The following is a 24,847-nucleotide window of genomic DNA, read 5'->3' on the forward strand; positions in this document are numbered from 1 at the left end:
ATTCAGTAGGGATTAAAGAGAGAGCGTAATTTTTAGGATTTTTAGAAAGCTAGGTGACTTATGGTGATGAAAATTATAGATACTTTTAAGGATTATAAAGGAGTTATGGAAGAAAACTTAAATAAAGAGCCTAAGGAAAAGATGGAGTTATGGGAGAAGTTTTACAATAGTAATTTTCCAGAGATGGGAGAAAGTGTAAAGAAGACTATGAATCAGAAGGGTATAACTGGAAGGAAATAGGACTAACTACGGTATTTAATAGGTCTGAGGAGGACTTTCCTAATATGATAGAAGGATATAAGAATCTTTTAAAGACTTTTAATGGTATAGAAGAAAAAGTTAAGGCTATATTTCATATTGAAATGGATATAAATATAGTGTTATATAGGGGATTATTAAATTCTGCTGGATGGGTAGATGAATATGAGGGGAAAAGAGCTATGCTCTTTGGTGTTGATAAGATTGCAAAGCTTGGATGGCAACAGGAGGAGAAAATAGATGCTTTAGTTTGTCATGAACTTTGTCATGTAGTTCACTTTCAAATAAGAGGTGAATCAAAATTACCAAAGCAGGTAGAGCAGAGTAAGTATAATGAGGGAATCTGGAATATATATGAGGAAGGCTTTGCCCAATATTTTCAACAAGTATTAGGAGAGAGTAGTTTTGATTCTAGGGGAGAGCAGTGGAGCATTGACTGTGAAGAGTTAGAAAAAGAACTTAAATTAAAATATGTAGAAGCTCTAAAGGACAAAGAAAAAGGAACTAGAGACTTTTATGGTGATTGGTTTAAAGTTTTAGGTATCAGCGATGTGGGGTATTTCTTAGGAGCTAAGCTAATAGGTGAATTAAGTAAGAGATATACCATAGAAGATATAGCAACTATGGATTTTAAGCTTATAGAAAAAGAAGTTTTAAGGTTTTTAGAAGCATAAAGGTAAATGAAGGAAGTGATGAGTATGAAGGATGACATATTAAAGCTAGTAAAATTAGAAAATGGCAAGGTGCTTATATTAAGAAAACCAACAGAAGAAGATACAGAATCTATGATTGAATATCTAAATATAGTTGGTGGAGAAAGTGATAACCTTCTATTTGGTAAGAATGAGTTTAGACTTACTGTAGAACAGGAGAGGGAATATATTAAAAATATAAATGAAAATAATAATGCTCTTATGCTCCTAGGTATTATAGATAACCAAATTATTAGTGTTTCTCAAGTTAGTGCTCCGAATAGAAAAAGAATAGCCCATAATAGTGAATTAGCTATTTCAGTAAAAAAGGAATACTGGAGCATGGGAATTGGTACTACAGTTATGAAAGTATTAATAGACTTTGCTAAGAATCATGAAACTATAAAAACTATAAGTTTAGGTGTTAAAGCTAGCAATAAAAAAGCTCAACATCTTTATGAGAAGCTTGGATTTGAAAAAGTGGGAGTTCATAGAAACTTCTTTAACATAGATGGAAATTATGATGATGAAATTCTTATGGATTTATATATAGAATAAAGGCGTATTACGGGGATTTAATAAAAGGTTAAAGGGGAGAAATATAAGTTGGAAAAGCAAGAATTAAAAGAATTGTTAAAGAGTATAAAGGAAAATGATTATAAAGTATCAGAAGGGGTAAATCCATATGAGTTATCTTTGAAAATGATGGACAATATAGGGGATGTTGATAGTGAATTACGTGATGATCTTATACTTTCCAATTTATTTACGTGGATAGATGGAAATCAGCTATCAGAAAAGCAGGTTAATGAGCTATTATGGATAGCTTTAGATGAAAATCATATTCTTAAGGGTTTAGGTAACATTGATGATTCGGTTTTCGGTAGAACCTTTTCAAGTGAAATAGTTGCAGCATGCATCTATAGACATAGAATGGATAAGTTCTTATCTAAAAGTGATATTGAAAAGGCTTTTGATATTCTTTTGAAATTTTATAATGAAGATAAGGATATTAGAGGATATGTAGAAGTTAAAGGCTGGGCTCATGGAGCTGCCCATGGTGCAGATGCTCTTGATGAATTTGCTAAGTGTGAAGAAATTGGATATGAAAGATTAAATAACATACTAGATGCATTTTATAAAAAGTTAAATATAAATTACTATGGATACATTCATTTTGAAGATGAGCGTATAATAACAGCTGTTAAATCTATATTGGAAAGAGAAATAATACCAACAGATGAAATTGAAGAATGGATAAAAAGTTTTAATAAAATAGAAAAGGTAGGAAAGTATCCAGAAGATTTAGTCATTGCATTTAATGTAAATATGTTCTTGAAAAGCCTGTACTTTAGACTAATTGATATACCTAAATATGAGAAAATTGCAAATACAGCTAGAGAAGTATTGAATGAAATAAGTAGATTTAAATAAGGGGAGTAGAAATGCTAAAGGTGATGCAGATTTCAAGCGATATTGCAGATATTGTCCATGATATACAGAAAAGGTCATTTAAACAATTGCTTGACAAATATCATGATTATGATGTAAATCCTGCAATGGAAAGTATTGATATGGTTAAAGAAAAGATGGATAGAGCCAATACTACTGCTTATATTTTTAAACTGAACGACGTTAATGTTGGCTGGGTTAGAGTAACAGAATTAGAGGAAATGACTTATAAGATATCAGCTTTATGTGTTCTTCCAGAATACCAAAATAGGGGAATTGCACAAGAAGCATTGAAACAAATAGAAAGTTATTATCCTAAAGCACAGAAGTGGATTTTGGATACAATATTTCAGGAAAAGGGCAACTGTCATCTATACGAAAAATTAGGATATAAAAAAGTTGGTAATCTAATACCGATAAATGAAAGAATGACACTTGTTAGTTATGCAAAGATATGTAAAATATAAGATTGATTATTTACTACAAGTAATTTTTAAATTATAAGATAGTTCAAACTTGCCTAATTTGAAAAAGAGGAGTGATACTAAGTGACAAGTCATAATATTATGCATGAAATGAAAATTGACAAGTCGTGCTTTGAGGTATTTTCAGAATTAGAATCTGATAGATTAATATTTAGAGAGGTAAATCCAGAAGATGTAGAAGAGATATTTAAGATTTATAGTGATCCAGAAGTTGCTAGATATGATTGGTTTACACCCATTAATACTAAAGATGATGCACTATCCATAATAAATCATTACAAAAATGAATTTAAAAATAAAGAAGAGATTACATGGGGTGTAGCAAGAAAGAATGATAATAAAATCATTGGATATTGTAATTTAGGGAGCTTTGATGATGCTTCAATAAGAAGCGAGATTGGATATGGCTTTAATCGCGAAGAATGGAATAAAGGATATGCAACTGAAACTATAAAGGCTTTGGTGAAATTCGGATTTGAAGTTATGAACTTTAATAGGATAGAAGCTACTGTAACCTTTGGTAATGAAGCTTCTGTAAAAGCTCTAAAAAAAGCTAACTTTGTTCAAGAGGGGATTTTAAGAGAAAGAACCATTATGAAAGGCAAGCTTGTGGATGATGTTGTATTATCCGTATTAAAGAAAGATTATAAAGTTCTTATGGATTTATTCTTTAAAATAAATAATTAGGGGGAGAGTTTTTGAAAATCGGGGTTATTGGACCAACAGAAAATGAAATTATGCCTTTTATTGAGCAGATTTCTAATAAAAAATTAGAAAGTGTAGCAATGCTAACATTTTACAGTGGTGTATATGAAAACAAAGATGTTGTTGCATTGTATTGTGGTGTTTGTAAAGTTAATGCGGCCATTGCAACTCAAATATTAATAGATAAATTCAATATTACTCATATTATTGTAACAGGGGTAGCAGGAGGAGTAGATAATATATTAAATATTGGAGATACTGTTATTTCAACAGAAATAGCATATCATGATGTAGATAAAGGTATATTGACTGAATATCATCCATGTATGGAAAGTATATATTTCAAAGCAGACAGTAAACTGATTGAATTATGTAGAGAAATGATAGATAAAAATACATTCACTCAAAAAATATTATTTGGAAGAATTGTTACTGGAGAAGCATTTATAAGTGATAAGGGTCGTACTGAAATAATTTCTAAATATCATCCACTTTGTGTAGATATGGAAACAGCAAGTATTGCTCATGTGTGCTACGTGAATAATATTCCATTTATAGCAATAAGGTCTATAACAGATACTGAAAATGAGTGTGGAGTAGAAGTATTTGAAAAGAACTGTGTATCAGTATCAAATAACTCTATTAATATTGTTAAAAAAATATTAGAGATGAGGCAAATATAACATGAGAACTGAAAAGGAGATGTTTGATTTAATATTGAGTGTTGCCAATAGAGATAGCCGAATTAGAGCTGTGTATATGAATGGTTCTCGGGCAAATCCTAATGTAAAAAAAGATATTTTTCAGGACTATGACATTGTTTATGTAGTTACTGAAACAGAATCTTTTCTGAGAGATGAAGGGTGGACAAGGGTTTTTGGTGAGCCAATTATTTTCCAAGAACCTGATAAGCTTGATAAAATGCAAGGAAGAGATGTTGATTTTAAAAATGGCTACACCTATTTAATGCAGTTTACAGATGGAAATAGAATTGACTTGCATATTCAGCCTATAGAGATATTAATAAAGGAATATGGAAGAGATAAGTTAACTGTTCCTTTACTTAATAAAGACAACTGTTTACCACAAATACCAGCAACAACTGATGAAGATTATTGGGTTAAAAGACCTACCTATGGACAATATTTTAGTCGATGTAATAATTTTTGGTGGGTAGCACCATACTGTGCAAAAGGACTTTGGAGAGAAGAAGTTCTTTTTACAATAGAGGTAATGAATAGTTATGTAAGAAAAGAATTATTAACAATGTTATCTTGGAAGGTAGGTATTCAAACGGAATTTAAAGTAAGTATAGGGAAAGCAAATAAATATTTAAAAGAATATTTGGATTTAGATGTATGGACAAGGATAATGAGTACTTTTAATATGAGTGATTATGATTCTTCTTGGAATGCGTTGATTACAACATGCCAGTTATTTGAAGAGATTGCACCTGAAGTAGGTAAAATATTTGGATATGAATATAATTATGAAGAAGCTAAGAGAAGCTTTGAGTTTATAAAGCATATCAAAGAATTACCGAGGGATGCTACAGAAATATATTAATTATAAGTTAGCATTATTTTTAAAAATCATAAAGGAGCTTAGGGGAATATGATATATTTCATTGTGAATTGAGGTGTAAATGATGATTGAATTAGTACAGCCAGAACTTTGGCTTGAAGAGAAATTTATTGAAATGTTTAATGACTATAATAAAAATGGAGAAGATGTGATTAAGAGAAGATATTCTAGGGCAAATTATGATTTTAAAAGTTATTTAGATTATCTCAAGAAGAGGGAAAAGGGAGTTAATCTAGAAGCAGGACACGTTGCGTCATCAGAGTGGTGGCTTTTAAATGAAAATAAGGATATTTTAGGAACAGTTAGATTAAGATATGAGCTTAATGATACAAACTATGAAGAAGGTGGACATATTGGTTATGATATATCACCAAGGCATAGAAGAAAGGGATATGGTAAGTTAATATTAAAATTAATATTGGAAAAGGCAAGGAAGTTAGCTCATAAAAAAGTTTTATTAACATGTGACTTTGATAATATTGGTTCTAAAAATATAATTGAGCACAATGGTGGAAGGTTAGAAAATACTGTAATTTCAAAGGAATCAGGTAAAGAAGTTTTAAGATATTGGATAGAATTTTAATTGTAGAAGTATATTATTTAAGACACTTATTTAATTGGTATATGAGATATGAACTATATAAGATAAATAACATGGATGATAAAGTCTACAAGAATTAAAAGAATGAACTCAAATTCACTACTCCCTTATATAGATTATGAAGCGTTCAAAAATAATCCTAAAATAATAATAGGTTATTCTGATGTTACAGCAATTCTACTTGCTATTTATGAACAAACAGGGATAAGCACTTATTATGGACCTGCATTAGTAGCTTCATTTGGAGAATTACCACCCTTTGTTGATGCCACTTATGAATATTTTAAAGAAATTATAATGGATGAAATAAAAATTCCTTATGTTTTTGAAATTCCACAATATTGGACAGATGAATATGTTAATTGGGAAACACAAGATAGAAGCAAAGAAGAAAGAAAAAATAAATGGATTACGATCTGTGAAGGGATTGCTAGAGGTAGAGTCATAGGTGGAAATCTGAATACAATGCAAGGTATATGGAGTAGCAAGTACATGCCTGAAATAAAGGAGGGAGACATACTCTTTATAGAAGATTCTTTAAAAGATGCTGCAGCAATAGAAAGAAGTTTTTCTTTTTTAAAAGTAAATGGTGTTTTTGATAGAATTTCAGGACTAATACTTGGAAAGCATGAGTTGTTTGATGACTTAAATACAGGTAGAAAACCATATGAAATATTGTTAGAAGTATTAGGCAATAAAAAATTACCATTCATTGCAGATTTTGATTGCTGTCATACACATCCTATGTTTACACTACCAATAGGATGTGAGATTGAACTTGATGCTACAAATAGGAAAGTAAGCATTATTGAGGAGTGGAGATTGTAAGAGGAATTTTATGATTAATTTTTTAAATAAAAATATTAGTATAGAAATAGATAATCTAATTATGAGACCTTTTTTACCGTCGGATGCAAAGGATGCAGTATATTATAGTCAACAACCAAATGTGTCTTACTGGATGTCTGATATGGTTTTGCATAGTAAGTCAGATGCACTTTCTTGGATAAATTGGCTAAATGAAAAGTTTAATATAAATGAGCCTTTTATAATATTGGCAATTGAATATAAGGTTGAGCATAAATGTATTGGTGTTGTAGGAGTTCATGCAAAAGCTGAAATAGATAATGAAGTTGAGATTTTATACGGTATTTCTGATAGCTACCAAGGTAAAGGATATGCAACTGAAGCAGCTAAAGTACTAATTAAGTGGATTTTTGAAAATACTGAATTAAAGTCTTTAACTGCAATAGTAAAGCCAGAGAACACTTCATCTAAAACTGTAATTAAAAAACTTGGATTTAATTATGTTGACAACAGAGTAGTACTATATGATGGTGGAATGTGTAAGTTTGATTATTATAAGTTATATGATAGTCATTCATAATAATTATATTTTATATATTATGGTAGTATAACAATACTAAAGGAAAGTAAAGGGATTTAAGTTAAAAGGAGAAATTTGTGTGTTGACACATAGAGGAACTCAAATTATAGATACAGAGAGGTTTTTACTAAGAAAGCTTGAAGTTGCAGATGCTGATGACATGTTTAAAAACTGGGCAACAGATAGTGAAGTAACAAAGTTTTTATCTTGGAAACCCCATGATAATGTAGAAGAAACTAAAGAAATTATAAGTCAGTGGGCTTTAGAATATGAAAAGGATGATAACTATGATTGGGCTATTATATTAAAGGATATTTGGGAAGTAATAGGTGAAATTTCTGTAGTAAGAATGGAGGAAAAACACTATTCCTGTGAAGTGGGATATTGTATGTCGAGAAAGTATTGGAATAAGGGCATAATGACTGAAGCGTTAAAGGATGTAATTAATTATTTATTTTCTGAAGTTGGATTTAATAGAATAGTAGCACTTCATGATACAAATAACAGTGCCTCAGGCAAGGTTATGCTGAAAAGTGGAATGAAGTATGAGGGAACATTGAGACAAGCTAATTACAACGAAAAAAGAGGATTTTATGATTTAGCTGTATATGGAATATTAAAAGATGAGTGGATTAAATAATTATAGAAGAGGTGATGTATTATGTATACAAAAAAGGAAGTTATAGAAATTGCTAAGACTCAACTAGCATTAGACTATAGCTGTGAGGTCTTAGATTTTGAAAAAGAAATAAATACAGTAGTTGAAAATAAACTTATTGATGGTAGAAGAATTTATGATAATGATGGATGCGCTCTTAAAGTTCTATGCTTTGGAAATAAAGCAATCATAAGTACTACATCTGAACTTATACCATGGTTTGAGGAAAAGCTTTCAAAGGCAAGTGCGGTATGGCTATTTGAATATCCTAAACTTAGAGCTATTGATAAAAAGCTACAGGAGTTTGGGCATGAGATAGAAGATGTTCACCATTATTATCTACCAAATCCAGAGGTCAAAGAAATAGATAAACCTAGCTATAATATAAAGTGGTATGAGCAAGATGAAATTTTGAAGTTTAAGGATGATGAGAGATTTGGAGAAGCTTTTGCCTTTGATAAAAATCATCCAGATGTGCTTGCAGTTTCTGCTTGGGAAGGTAATGAAATAATTGGAATGGCAGGTGCTAGTGCAGATAGTAAAATCATGTGGCAAATAGGTATTGATATTTTGCCAAATCATAGAGGCAAGGGAATAGGAACCACTCTAGTTACACTTCTAAAGAATGAGATTTTAAAAAGAGGAAAAGTGCCTTTTTATGGAACGGTAGAATCACATTTTCACTCACAGAATATTGCCATAAATTCAGGCTTTTTCCCAGCATGGGCAGAACTTTATTCAAGAAGTAATTCCAAGGAATGCTAGTGACATTAAATTATATAAGGAATATGGTTTTGATCACTTAAATATGATTCAGCTCAGAAAAAATTATGATAAATCCTTAGATAAGAATGAGCATATAGAAATTTTAGGTTTTGATTTTATTGAGTATTAAAGGAGATATCTATGATAGAAGGAAAAAATGTAGTTATAAGGCAACTTGAAATAGGAGATGAAGAATTTTTATATAAATGGTGGAATGATGGAAGTTTTATGTCTCATGCTGCCTTAGCCTATGGTACTCTAGAGAGTAAAGAGGATATAAGAAGTAGTATAGAAAAAGAAGTTTTAAATTCGCAGTTATATGCTACAAGTAAAAGATTTATGATCTGCAAGAAGGATGATATGACTCCTATAGGAGAGATGAATTATTGTGGCTGGGATAAAAGAGAACAAAAATGTGAATTTGGAATAAAGATTTGGAGAGAAGATCAAGGGAAGGGCTATGGAAAGGATGCTTTAAGTCATTTTATAGACTTCATGTTTAGATTCTTAAATCTAAATAAAATTGAACTTACTAGCATGATAGATAATAAACGTGCTCATAGCTTATACAGAGCCCTAGGTTTTAAAGAAATTGGTGTTATAAGAGAAGGATTCTTTGACAGTAGAATTGGAGAATTTTCAGATGTAATGTATATGGACTTATTAAAAAGAGAGTGGCTTGAAATTAGAAAAGAAGTATTGTAACAGATATATCAGAAGGAGATAATTATGATTTTGAATCAAGTTATAGGAATTGAAACTGAGAGATTAATAATTAGAACAATGTCACTTAGATTTATAACAGAAGTCTTAAAAAATGATATAAATGCATATGATCATATTGGTGTAAATTCTAATGCAGAATGGCCAAGCTCTGATATAATGCCTGTATTACCAATATTTAAGGCTCAGCTAGAAAAAAAACTTCATGATGGATATGGACCTTGGATTTTTATTGACAAGGCGGACAATACCATAATTGGCGATGGTGGTTTTAAAGGCTGCCCAAATGAGATTGGAGAAATTGAAATTGGTTATAACATAGTTGAAAGCAAAAGAATGTTGGGATATGGCTATGAAGCAGTTAGTGCTTTAATAGAATGGGCATTTTCTCAGGAATCTGTGAAGGGAATTATGGCAGAGTGCTTACGAAATAATATACCATCTATTAATTTATTAGATAAGGTTGGAATGACTAAGGCTAGAGCAGATGAAGAACTTGTTTATTTATCCTTAGATAAGAACATTTAATAGTATAATGTTTATTATATAAAAAGTTATTAAAGATAAGGAGAATATTGATAAATATGAAGAAGGTTGCGGTAATAGGAAGTGGCGGTTCAGGTAAATCTACATTTTCACGTAAGTTAGGAAGTATGTTGAAGCTTCCTGTATATCATTTAGATACTTTGTATTGGAGTCCAGGTTGGATAGAGACACCAAAGGATAAATGGGAGAGTGTAGTAATAGAATTAGCGGATAAGGATCAATGGATTATAGATGGAAACTATAGATCAACTATGGATATTAGGCTAAATTTAGCAGATACAATAATATTTCTTAATATGCCAACCTTACTGTGCACTTATAGAATTATAAAGAGAAGATTTATGTTCAAAGGGAAGAAGAGACCTGATATGACAGAGGGATGCGAAGAAAAGCTAGATTTAGAGTTTGTAAAATGGGTATGGAAGTTTAATAAAAATGAAAGACCTAAGATTATAGAAAAACTAAAAATTTATGAAGGTAAAAAGAATATAATAATACTTAGTAATCCAAAAGATGTGGAAAATTTTTTGAAGAATTTAAAAGAATAAAAGTAAACATAATTAATAAAGGTGTAAAGGAGATGAAATAATGAGTATAATTCATAGTTTTGATGAGTGCATGGAGGCTATAATAAATCCAAAGGAAGTGATGGAGAGAGTTGAAGGTTTTCCTGAAGTAGTAATAGCTACTTTTTCTCATAAAGTAATGGAGGTTTTTTCAAAGTTAGAAGGTGTAGTTCAAGTAGGAGTTACAAGGTCAGTAAATGGTGACGTAATTATTTATAAAATGAATTACAAGGGTAAGGATATAGGATTTTATATGACTCCAGTAGGAGGCTCCTTTGCAACTGGTACCCTCGAAGAAATTATAGCTATGGGAGCAGAAAAGATTGTAGTATATGGCTCTTGTGGTTCATTAGATAAAAATATTACAGCTGGACATTTAATTGTTCCAACTGAAGCATATAGAGATGAAGGGGTAAGTTATCACTATATGAAATCAAGTGACTATGTCACTATTGAAAAGGCTGATAAACTAGCAAGTATATTAGATGATTTACAAATTCCCTATGTTAAAGGAAAGATTTGGACAACTGATGCAATTTATAGAGAAACCATAGGAAATATGCAAAAAAGAAGGGCGGAAGGATGTATAGCTGTGGATATGGAATGTGCATCTTTAGCTGCTATGTGCAAGCTTAGAGGAGTAGAGTTTTTTCAATTTCTATACTCAGCAGATAACTTAGATAGTGAAAAGTGGGAAAAAAGAATTCTTGGTAATTTAGATTTAAGTGAAAGAAAAAGATATATGATGATAGCTTTTGAAATTGCAAATAACATATAAAAACGCTTTAAAATAAATGTAAGTAATATATAATAATAACAAGAGTATAAAAATGCTCATTTTAGGGGGGAAGTTTATGATTATATCAAATTTTAGTAAATATTCTAATTTGCTAAAGGGGTATACGGAACTGCGATGCCAAGAAAATTCATCCATAAGTATAGTGATGACAAATGGCAATTTGATTCAGAATATTAGATCATCTTCTAGTGGTATTTCTGCAAGAGTAAATGCAAATGGAGCATGGGGATTTGCTTCTAATTCTAATATTAATGATGAAAGTATTAGACAAGTACTAAATATTGCAAAGCAAAATGGGGAATTTTTAAATTCTAAGTCAGTAGGTAAGCATAGAGAGTTAGTAACTTCAAACTATTCTATAGAAAAATCATTTGCTACAAACAAGGTAAGATTAACTCAAAAACAATTAATAGAATTTACTAAAGAGATAGATAATTATATTATAAAAAAATATAGTAATTTAGTTAGCAGAAGTATAAGAATTAATGAATTAAATATGGAAAAAAGTCTTATTACATCTTCAGGAGCCGAATTATATTCATTTTTACCAAGAGCAAATATAATGATAGAATTAGTGGCTAATGATAATAATGGGATACCAGTAGAATTATATGAAATCATAAGTGGATTGGGTCAGTTTGAAGATAAATTTGCTAAACCAGAGGATTTATATGAAAAAATAGATAAGACTTATGAAAGGTTAAGAGCAAAGGCTGAGGGAGTATATGCTAATGGCGGATTAAAAGAGTGTATATTAGCTCCGGATTTAGCTGGAATACTAGCCCATGAAGCAGTTGGACATACCACAGAGGCTGACTTTGTATTATCTGGCTCTATAGCAGGTGAATATATGAATAAGCAGGTAGCTAGTCCATTAGTAACTTTAGTTGACTATGCAAATACGTCTTTGGGTAAAACGTGTCCAGTACCTATATATATTGATGATGAGGGAACTAAAGCAGAAGATGCAATTATAATAGAAAATGGTATTTTAAAGGGATATATGCATAATAAAGAAAGCGCAAATATATTTAATGTAGCACCAACAGGAAATGCGAGGGCTTTTGAGTTTTCAGATGAACCTATAATAAGAATGAGAAATACGTGTATACTTCCTGGAGTGGATAAACTTGAAGATATGATTGCATCTGTAGAAGATGGTTATTATTTAATGAATCCTGATAATGGTCAAGCTGATGCCACTAGTGAGTTTATGTTTGGAGTAACCATGGGCTATGAAATAAAGAATGGAAAGTTGGGTAAAGCTATAAGGGATACCACTATATCAGGAGTTGCCTTCGATATGCTAAAGACTGTTACCATGGTATCTGATGACCTTACATGGTTAAATGGGGGAATGTGTGGAAAGAAACAACCTATAACTGTAGGTATGGGTGGACCAGCAATTAAATGTAAGATAAATATAGGGGGAAAATAGTATGGGAAATAGAGAAATAGCCTTATATTGTATTGATAATATAGTTAAGCAAGGGGCAGATAAGTCTCAATGCATTCTTAAAAGTAATAAAAAATATGAGTTAAATTTTGGGAATGAAGGGATAGCTCTTTTAAGAACAACTATTAATGCTGATATAGATTTAGTAGCTATAAAAGATGATAAAAAATCTACAATATCCTTAAATAAACTAGAAGAAGAAGCAATAAATTCAAAAATTAAAGAGTTAATGGAGATGTGTGAATCAGCAGAGAGTGATCCGTGTAATGATATTGGAGAAGAGCAACCGAAAGAAGAGTTTAATAATGGAGATACTGAGCCAGACTTAGATAAAATGTATGAATTTACAAGTACTTTTTTAAAGAAATTAAAGAAAGAGTTTCCACAGGTTAAATTTATGGATGGAACTACCTTAGAGTTTAATAGTAGCGAAAGTAATTTTGTAAATTCCAATGGTGTAGATTTTAAAATAGTGGAAGGTATCTATAGAGCTAATATAGTTTTTTTAGCAAAGGAAGGTGAAAAGTCTACATCTTTTACAGGTTTTAGTTATGTATTTAATGAATTACCTTTAGATTTTATGGAGTATGCTGATGTTAGACAAAGGTTTAAAGATATAGTTAGTCAACTTGTCTGCAATGGGATAAAGGATAAATTTATTGGATATATAATTTTAACTCCGGAGTTAGTTAGAGAAATGTTATATTTATATAATATAAGTTTCCTTGGTGATAATTCCCTAATAAGTGGTACAAGTATTTTAAAGGATAAATTAAATGAGAAGATTGCTAGTGATATACTTACAGTAAAATGTATGCCTTTATGTGGTGAGATAGCTAATAAAAACTTCATAACTGCAGATGGATATAAAACAGAGAATATAAGTATCATAGAAAATGGGATATTAAAATCTTTTATTATAGATTTATACGCTGCAAAGAAAACTGGAAAGTCTGTTACTAAAACTTCCTTTAACATAGTTGTAGAAAATGGAGATAAATCTATTGAAGATATAATCAAATCGACTAAAAGAGGAATAATTCTAGGCAGATTTTCAGGGGGAATGCCATCATCAAATGGGGATTTTTCAGGAGTAGCTAAAAATAGTTTTTATGTTGAAAATGGAGAAATTAAGTATGCAATAACTGAGACTATGATAACCTCAAATTTAAAGGATATGTTTAATAATATAGAGGAAATATCGATAGAAACTTTAAATACTGGAGAATCCATAACTCCTTGGATGAAGATTAAGGGTGTAACTATTTCAGGAAATTAAAACAATAAAAGCTCTATGACTGAAGATATTTAGTCATAGAGCTTTGCTATATATTATTTATTCTTCACCTTTAAATATGGAGCCTAGTCCTTTAATAGCTAAAAATATTATAAGCATTACTACAAAGATTCCGCCCATACCTTTACCCATTATAATTAAACTTTCCATGAATGCCTCTATATTTATATTCATTACATGCCACCTCCGATTAAGAAGAGAACTAATCCACCAGCTATAACAGATCCTATTTGTCCAGATACGTTAGCTGCAACTGCATGCATTAATAAAAAGTTTTGAGGATCTTCTTTTTGACCCATTTTTTGTATTACTCTAGCGGACATAGGAAATGCAGATATTCCAGCTGCTCCAACCATTGGATTAATTTTATCCTTTGCAAATAGATTTATAAATTTAGCAAATAAAACTCCACCAATAGTATCAAATATGAAGGCAATTAGACCAAGACCTATAATCATAAAGGTTTGAGACGTTACAAAGAATTCAGCTTTCATCTTAGAAGCTATAGTAATTCCTAAAAGTAAGGTTACTAAGTTAGCTAATTCATTTTGTGCAGTGCTGGATAACCTCTCTAAAACACCACATTCTCTAATTAGGTTACCAAACATTAAGAAACCTATCAAAGCTACAGAGGTTGGTGCAATAAGACCAGCTATAACAGTAACTATTATTGGAAATAATATCTTTGTAGTTTTAGAAACAGATTTAGGATTGTACTTCATTTTTATCTGTCTCTCTTTTTTAGTAGTTACTAGCTTGATAGCAGCTGGTTGAATAATTGGCACTAAAGACATATAAGAATAGGCAGCTACGGTTATGGGTCCTATGTAGTTGCTTTTAAAATAGTTTGCAACAAAGATAGAAGTAGGTCCATCAGCAGCCCCTATAATTCCTATGGAAGCTGCATCTTTTAATGAAAATCCTATTAGTGCTGCTAAAGAAATGGTAAAAAATATACCAAACTGAGCTGCAGCTCCAAATAAAAGCATTTTTGGATTTGTGAGCAATGGACCAAAGTCGATCATAGCTCCAATACCTATGAATAAAATAAGTGGAAACAATTCATTAGCTATACCCATATTAAATAAATTGTCTATTATTCCGATTTCTTCATGACCATTAATAAATTGAGTTACAGCTCCAGAGAGCGGTAAGTTTACAAGAATTGCACCAAACCCCATTGGTAGTAAAAGTGCCGGTTCAAAACCTTTTTTAATTGCAAGCCAAATTAGCCCTGCACCTATACCCCACATTATTAGTTGTTGCCAGGTGACGGACATTATGCCCTTCAGTAGAAATTCCATGATTAATCCTCCCATATAAGTTGAATATTTTGCCATTGTAGTTAGTGAGTGTAATTATAATAAAATAGTATTCCCCAATATATTTATTGCAACAACATAATTTTACTACAACGTATACATAATTTCTATAATTGTATTTATATAACATAAAAATAACCTAGGTTATAGTAAAAAGTTAATAGAATAATCACTTAACCTACAACCTTAGGTTAAAATATAATCATTAAGTAGTTAAGTAATCTTTTAGTGTTTTTACAATAAAATCTATATTTTCATAACTAATCCAGTAATGAGTAACAAATCTCATTAAGTCATCTTCTATATCACAAACCTTTATGCCTCTTTCTAAAAGGTGTTGAACTAAGTCTTGAGAATTTACAGAAGTAGGTAGTTCAAAGAATACCATATTTATGTGTAGGTTATCTTCCATTACTTTAAATCCAGGAAGTTTTGCTAGTTCTTTAGATAAGTATACAGCTTTCTCATAATCTACTTTTAGGTTTTCTCTCATATCTTTTAATGCCACAAGCCCAGCAGCAGTTATTACACCACATTGTCTTAAGCCTCCACCCATTAGTTTTCTATATTTTCTAGCTCTATCAATAAATTCTTTGCTACCTGCTAAAATAGATCCTACAGGAGAACAAAGTCCTTTTGATAAGCAGAACATTACTGTATCTACATTTTTAGTGATTTCCTTTACATCTACATCAAGATAAGTAGCTGCATTAAATAATCTTGCACCATCTAGATGAATAGGCAAATTATATTTATTAGCAACTTTTCGTATTTCAGCCATATTTTCTAGAGAAATAACTCTCCCATTTGAATGAGAATTTTCAAGACATATTAAGGCTGTATCAGGATAATGGATATCTTCTTCCTTTCTTATGGTTGCTTCTATTTCACTAGGTGAAAGCTCACCTTTATTGCTATTTAAGGTTCTAAGTTGAACTCCAGCAATAATTGATGCTGCTCCAACTTCATGACAAACTATATGACAGTCATTTCCTAGAATAACTTCATTCCCTTGTCTACAGTGAGTAAGTAATGAAAGTTGATTACCAAAGGTTCCACTAGGAACAAATAGTGCAGCTTCTTTGCCTACAAGTTCTGCAGCATATTTTTCAAGTTCTACAGTAGTCTCATCATCTCCATATACGTCATCACCTACAGTAGCTTCATACATAGCCTTTCTCATAGCTTCAGTTGGTTCTGTTACGGTGTCACTTCTTAAATCGATAAATTTCATACATATCCCCCCCTACGTCATAATTAAATTGTACTATGAGAGGGATTAAAAGTCTAGAATATGTAAAGTGTAAATAAATATTTAAGACTATAGTATTATTTAAGGAGTTTTTGTAAATATACTTAATATGGTTTAAAATCAATTATAGGTTTTAAATTACATTAGATTATAACTTGTAAAATAATGGAGGAAAACGATGATAGATGTATGTTTATTAGGCTGTGGAGGTTCTATGCCAATGCCGGAAAGAAGTCTTTCAGCTACTTTAATTAATTATAAAGGTAGAAAGATACTTATAGATTGTGGTGAAGGTACTCAGGTTTCTATGAAGATGGTGGCATGGGGGTTTAAGTCCATTGATATTATATGTATTACTCATACCCATGGAGATCATATCATAGGACTTCCAGGGCTTCTTTCAACTATAGGTAATAGTGGTAGAACTGAGCCTTTAACTATAATTGGTCCGGAGGGAATTACTAGGGTTGTAAATGGTCTAAGGGTTGTTGCAGAATATTTACCTTATGAGGTAAATATCATAGAAACATCTTCAAAGGTAGAGCTTAATGTGTCAAAGGATGGGATACATGTGGCAGAGAATAATAAACATAGAAAAATTCATAGTAGTGAAATAATATTAAAGGCTATAGATGTAGACCATTCATCACCTTGTAATGGATATAGTTTTTATTTTAAAAGGGAAAGAAAGTTTAATGTAGAAAAGGCTATGGCAAATAATATTCCTAAAAGTCTATGGAGTAAGCTACAAAGGCAGGAAGAAGTAACTTTTGAAGGGAAAACATATACTGCAGATATGGTATTAGGAGATGAGAGGAGAGGCGTTAAGATTAGTTTAATAACTGATAGCAGACCAATGGATTCAATGGTAGAATTCATTGCAGAAAGTGATTTGTTTATCTGTGAAGGCACCTATGGTAAGGATGAGGATATAGACAAGGCTATCAAAAATAAGCATATGATTTTTAGAGAATCTGCCACACTAGCTAAGGAAGGGAGAGTTAAGGAGCTTATATTAACTCATTTTAGTCCTATTATGGGAGAACCAGCACAGTTTATAGATAATGCTAAAGAGATATTTGAAAATAGTATTATAGGAGAAGATAGGATGGTTAGAGCGTTAACTTATATGAATTAAAATGAATTATTCATTAAATTTATAGTATTATAACTCTATATATTGTAAGATGTAGAGTATACTGTTATATTACATAAACATAAACATAAACTGTAAATATGAGTAAGTTGAAATTGATGTAAATGTAGTTCTAATTATTGCTGGAGGTCTAAAATGGATAATACTATTAATAATGATAAAATTAAAGATAAACCTAAAAATTATAAAAAGGAGTACTTAATAGGGATATTTATTTTAATAGGATTTATATTTCTTCAATTATTTGTTTCTGGACTTCATGATATTTATGATGATTCGCCAGTGTTTTGGATTATACTTATGGTATGTGGTATTGGATTTCATAGAAATAGTTGGAAGGAATATATCATATTTATTTTTCCAATACTAAATTTTTTTATATTTAGATTTTATTATATTTATATTCCTAACTATATTATAATTTTTATAGTGTTATCAGTTTTAACTATTTTTTATGCAGTTAAAGAAAATTCCTGTAAAAAGAAAATTAAAATTGCTTTAGTTATAGTTCTAGGTATATTGTTATTTTCCACAAACTACTATCTTTATTCTAATCGAATAATAAAGGATGGCAATTTAGAGGCAGAAATAAAACGTTCACAGGAAATAAAAAAGCCTGCCTTTCTTTCTTTAAAACAAGGTGAATTAGATGAAATAGATAGTATTTGGATTAGTACTGTTAGTAAGGTAAAAAGCTTAAATGGTATTGAGCATATGAATTATCTTAATACACTTTTTATAGATGATGAAGGTTTTATTATGGATTATAGGCCTCTTCTACAATGCAAAAATCTAAAACGAATGTCTATCTGGTATGGACATCTAAATAAATTAGGAGAGCTTGATACCTTTGGAAAATTAGAAGACTTAGAAATTATTTTTCCTAAGAAAGGTTCTTTAGAAGATATGCCATATTTTCCAAATGTAAAAAATCTTGATATTCAGACTAAGAAGCCTGTTAGCCTTTTAGGTTTAAAAAATTTCCCAGAAGTTGAGAAGTTTTCACTATCTGTTACAGGGGTTCCCAATTTGGAGGGTATAGAAAAACTTACTAATTTAAAAGAAATTATACTACATGACAAAGTTATTGAGAATTATGATAAATTGCTTAGTATACCTACATTGAAGAAAATATCATTATATTCACCACTTAGTATTAATGAAGAGCTTATAAAAGCAGCTAAAGCAAAAGGAATAGAAATTGAAATTATGGAGTAAGTTAATAAAATATTTCAATAAATTTTAATAATATGTAAGATGAACTTATGAATAATAAATATTAATAATAGTTATAGTAAATACCTATGGATTAAAATACTGTTGTGTGCCTAGTCCATAGGTATTGTTTTGTTTTAAAAACTATGTTATATAAGTTTTTTATTAAGTTATTTTTCAATATTATATGTCATAAAATTAAATTTTTTATGACTTTTTAAATATGTACACATTAAGCTTATTAGTGGTAATGAAATTAAATAAAAAGAGAATAAAATAGCTCTTGCATCTACACCTAAAGTGGTTAAAGGTACTAATACAGCAACATTCCAAGGTATTAATGGAGCTATTACAATAGCTGAATTTTCTAGATCAAGTGCCAAGTGTTCTTTATCATAACCTAGTCTAATATAGGTATCATTCATAGTCATTTTTGTAAGCATTACTGCCAATACTTGAGTACAGCCAACCATGGAACTAATGATACTAGTTATTATAGTAGTGAGAAATAAAGTATCAAGTCTTTTTATTTTATTTAAATATTCTTCTATAAAATCTAGCAGATTAGCCCCTTGAAATATTCCAGTAAGTGCTGAAGAGAGAAATACTATAAAGGTTAATTTTATCATTGATATTATACCTCCACCCTTTATAATGCTATAAAGAGGGTTATCAATAGGTAATTGAAAACCAAAGATGGCAGTTTTAATAATTTCACTAAAAGTAGTATGTTGAAAAATGAAGGATATAATTGCAGCTACAGTCATACTGACAAACATAGAAATTTTCACTTCAATTTTAAAGAATGATAGTACAATTATAATTAATGCAGGAAGCAATGCTATTATATTTATAGTAAAAGTTTCAGTTAGCTGAGATAATATATCTGAGTTACTATAATTTACAGGCATGAATAAGGATAGAATTAAATATAAACCTAGAGATAATATTAAGGGCATTAAAGAAGTTTTAGTCATTCTCTTAATATTATCGTAGACATTTGTATTTGTAATCGATGCAACTAGATTTGCACTGGAAGACATAGGCGATGATCTATCTCCAAGATAAGCGCCAGAAAGAATTGCTCCAGCTATTATAAGGGTATTACCACCACCAGCTCTAGCCATTACTATCAAAGAAATACCTATAGTACCAATGGTACCAAAGGAAGTTCCAAGGAGCATAGATATAAAAGCTGACAAAATAAAGGCGCTTACAGCAAAGAAGCTTGGATGAATAAGATTAATTCCATAATAAACAATTGAAGGAACTGTACCAGAAATCATCCAAAGAGAAACGATTGCTCCTATTAGAATAAATATTTTTAATACCCCTAAGGATTCTTTGCCTCCTTCAATTAAATAGCTAAAACCATCCCTAATAGAGACACCTCTTTTTATTGCTATAATAAAGAATATACATAGTACCATTAATAAAGATATAACAGTATCTATATTTCTAATTATTCCTGTTATAAATATAATTGTAGAAATGATTAGCCCTAAAATTACATCCATAAAAATCCTCCATATAAATAAATTTCACTTATATATTATCTTTAATAGTATGAATTTACAATATAAAAAGAAATAAATTTATAGTATACTAATTTTTAAAATATAGTAAATTTAGAAGGTGGAATTCTATGAAATAAATTTACTTTCATTTCATGGGATTATTTGGATGTATTTACGTATATTATATAGAGAATATTTTAGGGAGTGATTGTTGTGAGAAGAAAAGTGATTCCTGTAATAATTTTTGCAGTAGCAGTTTTTCTTGCTGGTTGTGGTAATAAAAATAGTGAAGAAGATAAGAATATTCATGTAGATACTAATATAAACAATAATAATGTTGTAACAAACAACGCTGATAATAACTTAAAAGAAGAAAAAAATACAGGTTCTAATGAAACTACTAGGGAGAATAGCACTACTAAACCAGAAGAAATTAATAATAACCATAAGTCATGTTATAGTATAGATGACTATTTTAAATTTAAGGGAAATGTAAAATACAGTTATACTGGTACAAATTCAGAGTATGCAGAATATGTTACCTATGTTGATTATATAAATGGTAATAAAGTTCAACTAAGAAGTAATAATGGAGGAACAGAAACGGTCACAGTTTTACAAAATAATAATGGAGAAATTGCAAAAATATTTGAAAGAAATGAGTGTTATTATAGAGAAAATTTCACCAATAAACCATATAACGTAAGTGAAGTATTGCTAAAGGAGCCACTAGTGGTAGGTACTACATGGAAATTATCAGATGGAAGTAAAAGATATATTTCAAAAGTAGATGTAAAGATTTCAATAGGCAGTGGAGATTGTAGTGCTCTTGAAGTTACCACAGAAAATACAAATGGACAAATTGATTTACAGTATTACGCTGTTAACAAGGGGTTAATCAAATCTATTTATGATATTAAAACCATGAAAGTTACTTCAACTTTAAAAAGTATAGAAGAGAATATGAGATTAAATCAAAGTATAAGATGTTATTATCCAGATGAAAATTATAAAATTCATTATGAAGATAAAAAACTTACTTTTTCCACTAATGATATAACTAAAATTGCTATTCAAAATTTATTTAAGAACTTTCCAGGAAATAACAAGGGCCAATTGTTAGGGAAAAATGTAACTATAAATAGTTTATATTTAAATGATGATGGCATGGTATATATAGATTTTAGCAGTAATTTTGTAAAAGAAATGAATGCAGGCTCAGGATTTGAAAGTGCTATCTTAGAGAGCATTGTAAATACTATAGGAAAATACTACGGAGTTAATAAAGTTTATATCACTATAGATAATAAGCCTTATAGTTCAGGTCATATAGTAAAAGTTAAGGGTGAGTATTTTAAAGTAACATGTGAATAAGTTTAGGAAAAAATTATATAAAAATGTGTTGAATATTAAAATGATATAAAAGATATTTAAAAAGTGTTATATTAGATAAACAATTTCATCAAAAGATTACTGAATGGTATCTTTTAGGTGGAATTGTTTATTTTATGTAAAATATAATAACAACAGAAAAACCAACAATAGATTTATAAATACAATAATTTATTATAAAAAGAAAATTAATTTAATGAATTCAGAAAATTTATTAAATTATAAAACATTATATCAAACAGTAAAATAAACATAGAAAAGTTAAGATGATATTAAGATAATTATTATATAAGTCAAGGGGGATATAAAGATAATGAAAACGAATAACAGTTCTCAGGAAAAAAGACCTAGCTTTGGAGCAGCAATATTTATAATACTTTTCCTATGTATTGCAATGGCTTTACAAATTTTTGTTTTTAAACAAAACTATGCTACTCATATTACACTTATAATAGTAACGGCTGTTGCTGCAGTAGTAGCATTAATGTCTGGATTTTCGTGGAAGGATATAGAAGATGGAATTGTGTATGGATGTAATATTGCATTAGTACCAATGCTTATTCTTATGCTTGTAGGAGTTCTTATTGCTACTTGGATTGCAGCTGGAACTATACCAACTCTTATATATTATGGATTAAAAATAATATCGCCATCATTCTTTTTAGTTACATCAGCATTAGTTTGTTCTATAGCTTCAGTTTCAACAGGAAGCAGTTACACTACAGGAGCTACCTTTGGAGTTGCATTCATGGGAATAGGAATGGGATTAGGAATTCCAGCACCATTAACAGCAGGGGCAGTAATTTCAGGAGCTATTTTTGGTGATAAAATGTCTCCTTTATCAGATTCTACCAATCTAGCTGCTGGTGTGGCAGAAGCTAACCTTTTTGATCATATTAAATCTATGTGTTATACTACAGGACCGGCTTTTATAATATCATTAGTGCTTTATGCATTTATAGGATTTCAATTTAAAGCGGATGCTATAGATGCTTCACAAATTAATATTATACTTAACGGATTGAAAGATAACTTTACATTAAATCCAATAATGTTAATTCCACCAATTATAGTTGTTATTTTAGCAGTAAAAAAGGTTTCTGGACTTGCAGTAATGGTTATAGCGTCTATTGTGGGATTAATATTTGCTGTGGCATTTCAGGGGTTTGGAATTGGAGAAATGCTTGGATTTATGAACGATGGATTCGTTTCTAGTACGGGAATTGCAGAGATCGATGCACTTTTAAGTCGAGGAGGACTTCAAAGCATGATGTGGACAATATCTCTAGGCTTTATTGGAATAAGTTTTGGTGGACTACTAGAAAAAACTAAAGTTTTAGGAGTTTTATTAGAAAAGATGTCAGGGCTAGTTAGTAAACAGGGAGGATTAATTACTACACATGTTATTTCATCTATTGCAGTTAATTTATTCTCTGCAAGTCAATATATAGCACTAATAATACCGGGTAGAATGCTTGTACCTGCTTATAAAAAACTTAAAATTCTTCCTCAAGTTTGTTCAAGAACTTGTGAAGATTCTGCAACGGTTACTTCACCATTGGTTCCATGGGGATTATGCGGAGTATATTTTTCAGGAGTTTTAGGAGTCTCTACCCTTGAATATATACCTTATGTATTTTTAGCATTACTTTGTCCTTTGATTACAATTATATATGCATATACTAATAAATTTGTATTTAAAGAAGGTGATATAAAATCTTCAAGCACTTATCAAAATAAATCTGTATAGTTAGAGGTATATACTTATGAAAAGAACAGCAATAGATTATATAAATAAAGAAAGTGTTACGTGTCTTTTAAAAACATTTGTTGATATTCCGAGTCCTTACTTTCATGAAAAGGAAATTATGGCTACTATTTACACATGGCTAGAAGAGCATAACCTAAGTCCACAATTTCATCACTATAATGAGATGAAAATTACTCAATTTCAAGGACTAAATGTTATAGGTACTATTAAAGGAAAAGAACATGGACCTAAAGTTTACTTCAATGGACATATAGATACTGTAAATCAATGTAATGGTTGGGATACGGACCCTTTTAAAGCTGTAGTCAAAGACGACAAGCTTTATGGATTGGGAGCTTTAGATATGAAATCAGGAGTGGTATCTATAATGCTTGCACTTGAAGCATTCAAGTCACTTCATAATGATTTTAGTGGAGAAATTATTTATTCAATTGTTTCTGACGAAGAAGGACCATATGGATTAGGTACAGATGCGGTTATAAGGGATGGTATTGCAGACGATGTTGATGTGGCAATAGTAACAGAACCTAGTAGTGGATTTTGTAAGAAACCTTTTCCCTGTGTTTGTTTAGGAGCAAGAGGTGGATTCAATTATATTGTAACTTTAAAGGGAAAATCATCGCATGCAGCAAATCCTGAAAGAGGAATAAATGCATTAGTCGATTCTGCCAAATTAATGATCGAGCTTGAAAAGTCATCGCTTATTGAAGATGAAAAGTTGGGCAAGGGTTCAATATGTATTTTAGGATGCAATAGCAAAAATGAAGCTTGTAGTGTACCAGATGAAGCATCTTTTACAGTATTTAGACATGTAGTTAATGGTGAGGATGAAGATTATGTTAAGAAAGAATTATTTAATGCTGTAGAAAGAGCGGGTATTAGTTCTAAGGTTGAATATTCATTAAGAGAATATCCAAATGAAGAAACTAAGGGGTTTCTTCCATATACTATTGATGAAAATAACCCATATGTTGAGAAATTCATAGAAAGCGTGGAGGAAGCTTCTAAGAAGAAGTGCATTATTGATTATTTTAAAAGTATAGGAGATTTTAATTATGTAGGTTCAAGATTAAAGGTTCCAACAATAATATTTGGTCCCGATGGAGGTAACTATCATACAAGCAATGAGTATGTGATAATAGATACTGTAACAGAAACAGCTTTGTCTATTTACAATTATTTATGTAACCTTCTATGTAATTAGAATTCTGTAGATTATTAAAAGTTTTTAAGGAGAGGTAACGTTAA

General features: G+C 30.3%; 28 protein-coding genes. 24 read left to right on the forward strand and 4 right to left on the reverse strand.

Annotated elements, in window-relative coordinates; translation table 11 throughout:
- Nucleotides 1–66 precede the first annotated feature (66 nt).
- The 19 genes from B3630_RS14220 to B3630_RS14310 all read left to right on the forward strand — a co-directional run bounded on the left by B3630_RS14220 (nt 67) and on the right by B3630_RS14310 (nt 13,956).
- Entirely contained in the window at nt 67–240 is a 174-nt protein-coding gene (locus B3630_RS14220) for a hypothetical protein (protein ID WP_346899264.1), read from the forward strand.
- Between the two features lie 44 nt (nt 241–284).
- On the forward strand, nt 285–932 hold the full coding sequence (locus tag B3630_RS14225; protein WP_346899266.1) for a hypothetical protein: 648 nt from the start codon (nt 285–287) through the stop codon (nt 930–932).
- A gap of 24 nt (nt 933–956) precedes the next feature.
- Nucleotides 957–1,508 carry a GNAT family N-acetyltransferase gene (locus tag B3630_RS14230; protein WP_414633016.1) on the forward strand — a complete coding sequence of 184 codons (552 nt, stop codon included), beginning with the start codon at nt 957–959 and terminating at the stop codon, nt 1,506–1,508.
- Nucleotides 1,509–1,556: 48 nt separating this feature from the next.
- A complete protein-coding gene (locus B3630_RS14235; protein WP_346899270.1) occupies nt 1,557–2,384 on the forward strand; it encodes a DUF2785 domain-containing protein in 828 nt (275 codons plus the stop codon).
- A gap of 11 nt (nt 2,385–2,395) precedes the next feature.
- A complete protein-coding gene (locus tag B3630_RS14240; protein WP_346899272.1) occupies nt 2,396–2,869 on the forward strand; it encodes a GNAT family N-acetyltransferase in 474 nt (157 codons plus the stop codon).
- An 81-nt stretch (nt 2,870–2,950) separates the two neighbouring features.
- Entirely contained in the window at nt 2,951–3,574 is a 624-nt protein-coding gene (locus tag B3630_RS14245; protein ID WP_346899274.1) for a GNAT family N-acetyltransferase, read from the forward strand.
- Nucleotides 3,575–3,585: 11 nt separating this feature from the next.
- The gene (locus tag B3630_RS14250) at nt 3,586–4,275 is read left to right on the forward strand and encodes a 5'-methylthioadenosine/adenosylhomocysteine nucleosidase (RefSeq protein WP_346899276.1); all 690 of its coding nucleotides are present in this window, start codon (nt 3,586–3,588) and stop codon (nt 4,273–4,275) included.
- 1 nt (nt 4,276) lies between these two features.
- Nucleotides 4,277–5,158 carry an aminoglycoside 6-adenylyltransferase gene (locus tag B3630_RS14255; RefSeq protein WP_346899278.1) on the forward strand — a complete coding sequence of 294 codons (882 nt, stop codon included), beginning with the start codon at nt 4,277–4,279 and terminating at the stop codon, nt 5,156–5,158.
- A gap of 79 nt (nt 5,159–5,237) precedes the next feature.
- Complete coding sequence (locus B3630_RS14260) at nt 5,238–5,759, forward strand: GNAT family N-acetyltransferase (RefSeq protein WP_346899280.1); 522 nt, start codon at nt 5,238–5,240, stop codon at nt 5,757–5,759.
- A gap of 102 nt (nt 5,760–5,861) precedes the next feature.
- The gene (locus B3630_RS14265; protein ID WP_346899282.1) at nt 5,862–6,605 is read left to right on the forward strand and encodes a S66 peptidase family protein; all 744 of its coding nucleotides are present in this window, start codon (nt 5,862–5,864) and stop codon (nt 6,603–6,605) included.
- Nucleotides 6,606–6,615: 10 nt separating this feature from the next.
- On the forward strand, nt 6,616–7,164 hold the full coding sequence (locus tag B3630_RS14270) for a GNAT family N-acetyltransferase (protein ID WP_346899284.1): 549 nt from the start codon (nt 6,616–6,618) through the stop codon (nt 7,162–7,164).
- Between the two features lie 79 nt (nt 7,165–7,243).
- The gene (locus B3630_RS14275; protein WP_346899286.1) at nt 7,244–7,804 is read left to right on the forward strand and encodes a GNAT family N-acetyltransferase; all 561 of its coding nucleotides are present in this window, start codon (nt 7,244–7,246) and stop codon (nt 7,802–7,804) included.
- Nucleotides 7,805–7,825: 21 nt separating this feature from the next.
- Nucleotides 7,826–8,587 (forward strand): GNAT family N-acetyltransferase, encoded by a 762-nt coding sequence (locus tag B3630_RS14280; RefSeq protein ID WP_346899288.1) that lies wholly within the window; start codon nt 7,826–7,828, stop codon nt 8,585–8,587.
- Between the two features lie 141 nt (nt 8,588–8,728).
- Complete coding sequence (locus B3630_RS14285) at nt 8,729–9,292, forward strand: GNAT family protein (RefSeq protein ID WP_346899290.1); 564 nt, start codon at nt 8,729–8,731, stop codon at nt 9,290–9,292.
- Nucleotides 9,293–9,316: 24 nt separating this feature from the next.
- Nucleotides 9,317–9,838, forward strand: coding sequence for a GNAT family protein (locus B3630_RS14290; protein WP_346899292.1), 522 nt, complete (start codon nt 9,317–9,319; stop codon nt 9,836–9,838).
- A 56-nt stretch (nt 9,839–9,894) separates the two neighbouring features.
- Nucleotides 9,895–10,404 carry a DNA topology modulation protein gene (locus B3630_RS14295; RefSeq protein ID WP_346899294.1) on the forward strand — a complete coding sequence of 170 codons (510 nt, stop codon included), beginning with the start codon at nt 9,895–9,897 and terminating at the stop codon, nt 10,402–10,404.
- Between the two features lie 40 nt (nt 10,405–10,444).
- On the forward strand, nt 10,445–11,200 hold the full coding sequence (locus tag B3630_RS14300; RefSeq protein ID WP_346899296.1) for a nucleoside phosphorylase: 756 nt from the start codon (nt 10,445–10,447) through the stop codon (nt 11,198–11,200).
- A 76-nt stretch (nt 11,201–11,276) separates the two neighbouring features.
- On the forward strand, nt 11,277–12,659 hold the full coding sequence (locus B3630_RS14305) for a TldD/PmbA family protein (protein WP_346899298.1): 1,383 nt from the start codon (nt 11,277–11,279) through the stop codon (nt 12,657–12,659).
- 1 nt (nt 12,660) lies between these two features.
- Entirely contained in the window at nt 12,661–13,956 is a 1,296-nt protein-coding gene (locus tag B3630_RS14310; protein ID WP_346899300.1) for a metallopeptidase TldD-related protein, read from the forward strand.
- Nucleotides 13,957–14,013: 57 nt separating this feature from the next.
- Here the strand turns inward: B3630_RS14310 and B3630_RS14315 are convergent, their stop codons facing one another.
- From B3630_RS14315 to B3630_RS14325, 3 genes are all read right to left on the reverse strand, one after another.
- Nucleotides 14,014–14,148, reverse strand: coding sequence for an OadG-related small transporter subunit (locus B3630_RS14315; RefSeq protein ID WP_346899302.1), 135 nt, complete (start codon nt 14,146–14,148; stop codon nt 14,014–14,016).
- A complete protein-coding gene (locus B3630_RS14320; RefSeq protein WP_346899304.1) occupies nt 14,148–15,278 on the reverse strand; it encodes a sodium ion-translocating decarboxylase subunit beta in 1,131 nt (376 codons plus the stop codon). The genes B3630_RS14315 and B3630_RS14320 overlap by 1 nt, the downstream gene beginning before the upstream one ends.
- 223 nt (nt 15,279–15,501) lie before the next feature.
- Nucleotides 15,502–16,530: a GntG family PLP-dependent aldolase gene (locus tag B3630_RS14325; RefSeq protein ID WP_346899306.1), complete on the reverse strand. Its 1,029-nt coding sequence runs from the start codon at nt 16,528–16,530 to the stop codon at nt 15,502–15,504.
- Between the two features lie 196 nt (nt 16,531–16,726).
- On the opposite strand from B3630_RS14325, the gene B3630_RS14330 reads away from it, so the two are divergent.
- On the forward strand, nt 16,727–17,686 hold the full coding sequence (locus tag B3630_RS14330) for a ribonuclease Z (protein ID WP_346899308.1): 960 nt from the start codon (nt 16,727–16,729) through the stop codon (nt 17,684–17,686).
- A gap of 153 nt (nt 17,687–17,839) precedes the next feature.
- Nucleotides 17,840–18,922 (forward strand): hypothetical protein, encoded by a 1,083-nt coding sequence (locus B3630_RS14335; RefSeq protein WP_346899310.1) that lies wholly within the window; start codon nt 17,840–17,842, stop codon nt 18,920–18,922.
- Between the two features lie 167 nt (nt 18,923–19,089).
- Here the strand turns inward: B3630_RS14335 and B3630_RS14340 are convergent, their stop codons facing one another.
- Nucleotides 19,090–20,436 (reverse strand): Na+/H+ antiporter NhaC family protein, encoded by a 1,347-nt coding sequence (locus B3630_RS14340; RefSeq protein WP_346899312.1) that lies wholly within the window; start codon nt 20,434–20,436, stop codon nt 19,090–19,092.
- A gap of 213 nt (nt 20,437–20,649) precedes the next feature.
- On the opposite strand from B3630_RS14340, the gene B3630_RS14345 reads away from it, so the two are divergent.
- The 3 genes from B3630_RS14345 to B3630_RS14355 all read left to right on the forward strand — a co-directional run bounded on the left by B3630_RS14345 (nt 20,650) and on the right by B3630_RS14355 (nt 24,803).
- Entirely contained in the window at nt 20,650–21,810 is a 1,161-nt protein-coding gene (locus B3630_RS14345) for a GerMN domain-containing protein (protein WP_346899314.1), read from the forward strand.
- Between the two features lie 331 nt (nt 21,811–22,141).
- On the forward strand, nt 22,142–23,578 hold the full coding sequence (gene nhaC / locus B3630_RS14350; protein WP_346899316.1) for a Na+/H+ antiporter NhaC: 1,437 nt from the start codon (nt 22,142–22,144) through the stop codon (nt 23,576–23,578).
- 16 nt (nt 23,579–23,594) lie between these two features.
- Entirely contained in the window at nt 23,595–24,803 is a 1,209-nt protein-coding gene (locus tag B3630_RS14355) for an ArgE/DapE family deacylase (RefSeq protein WP_346899318.1), read from the forward strand.
- Nucleotides 24,804–24,847: the final 44 nt, after the last annotated feature.

The organism is Clostridium sp. UBA7503 (genome assembly GCF_002477055.1).
Lineage (GTDB): Bacteria > Bacillota > Clostridia > Clostridiales > Clostridiaceae > Clostridium_J > Clostridium_J sulfidigenes.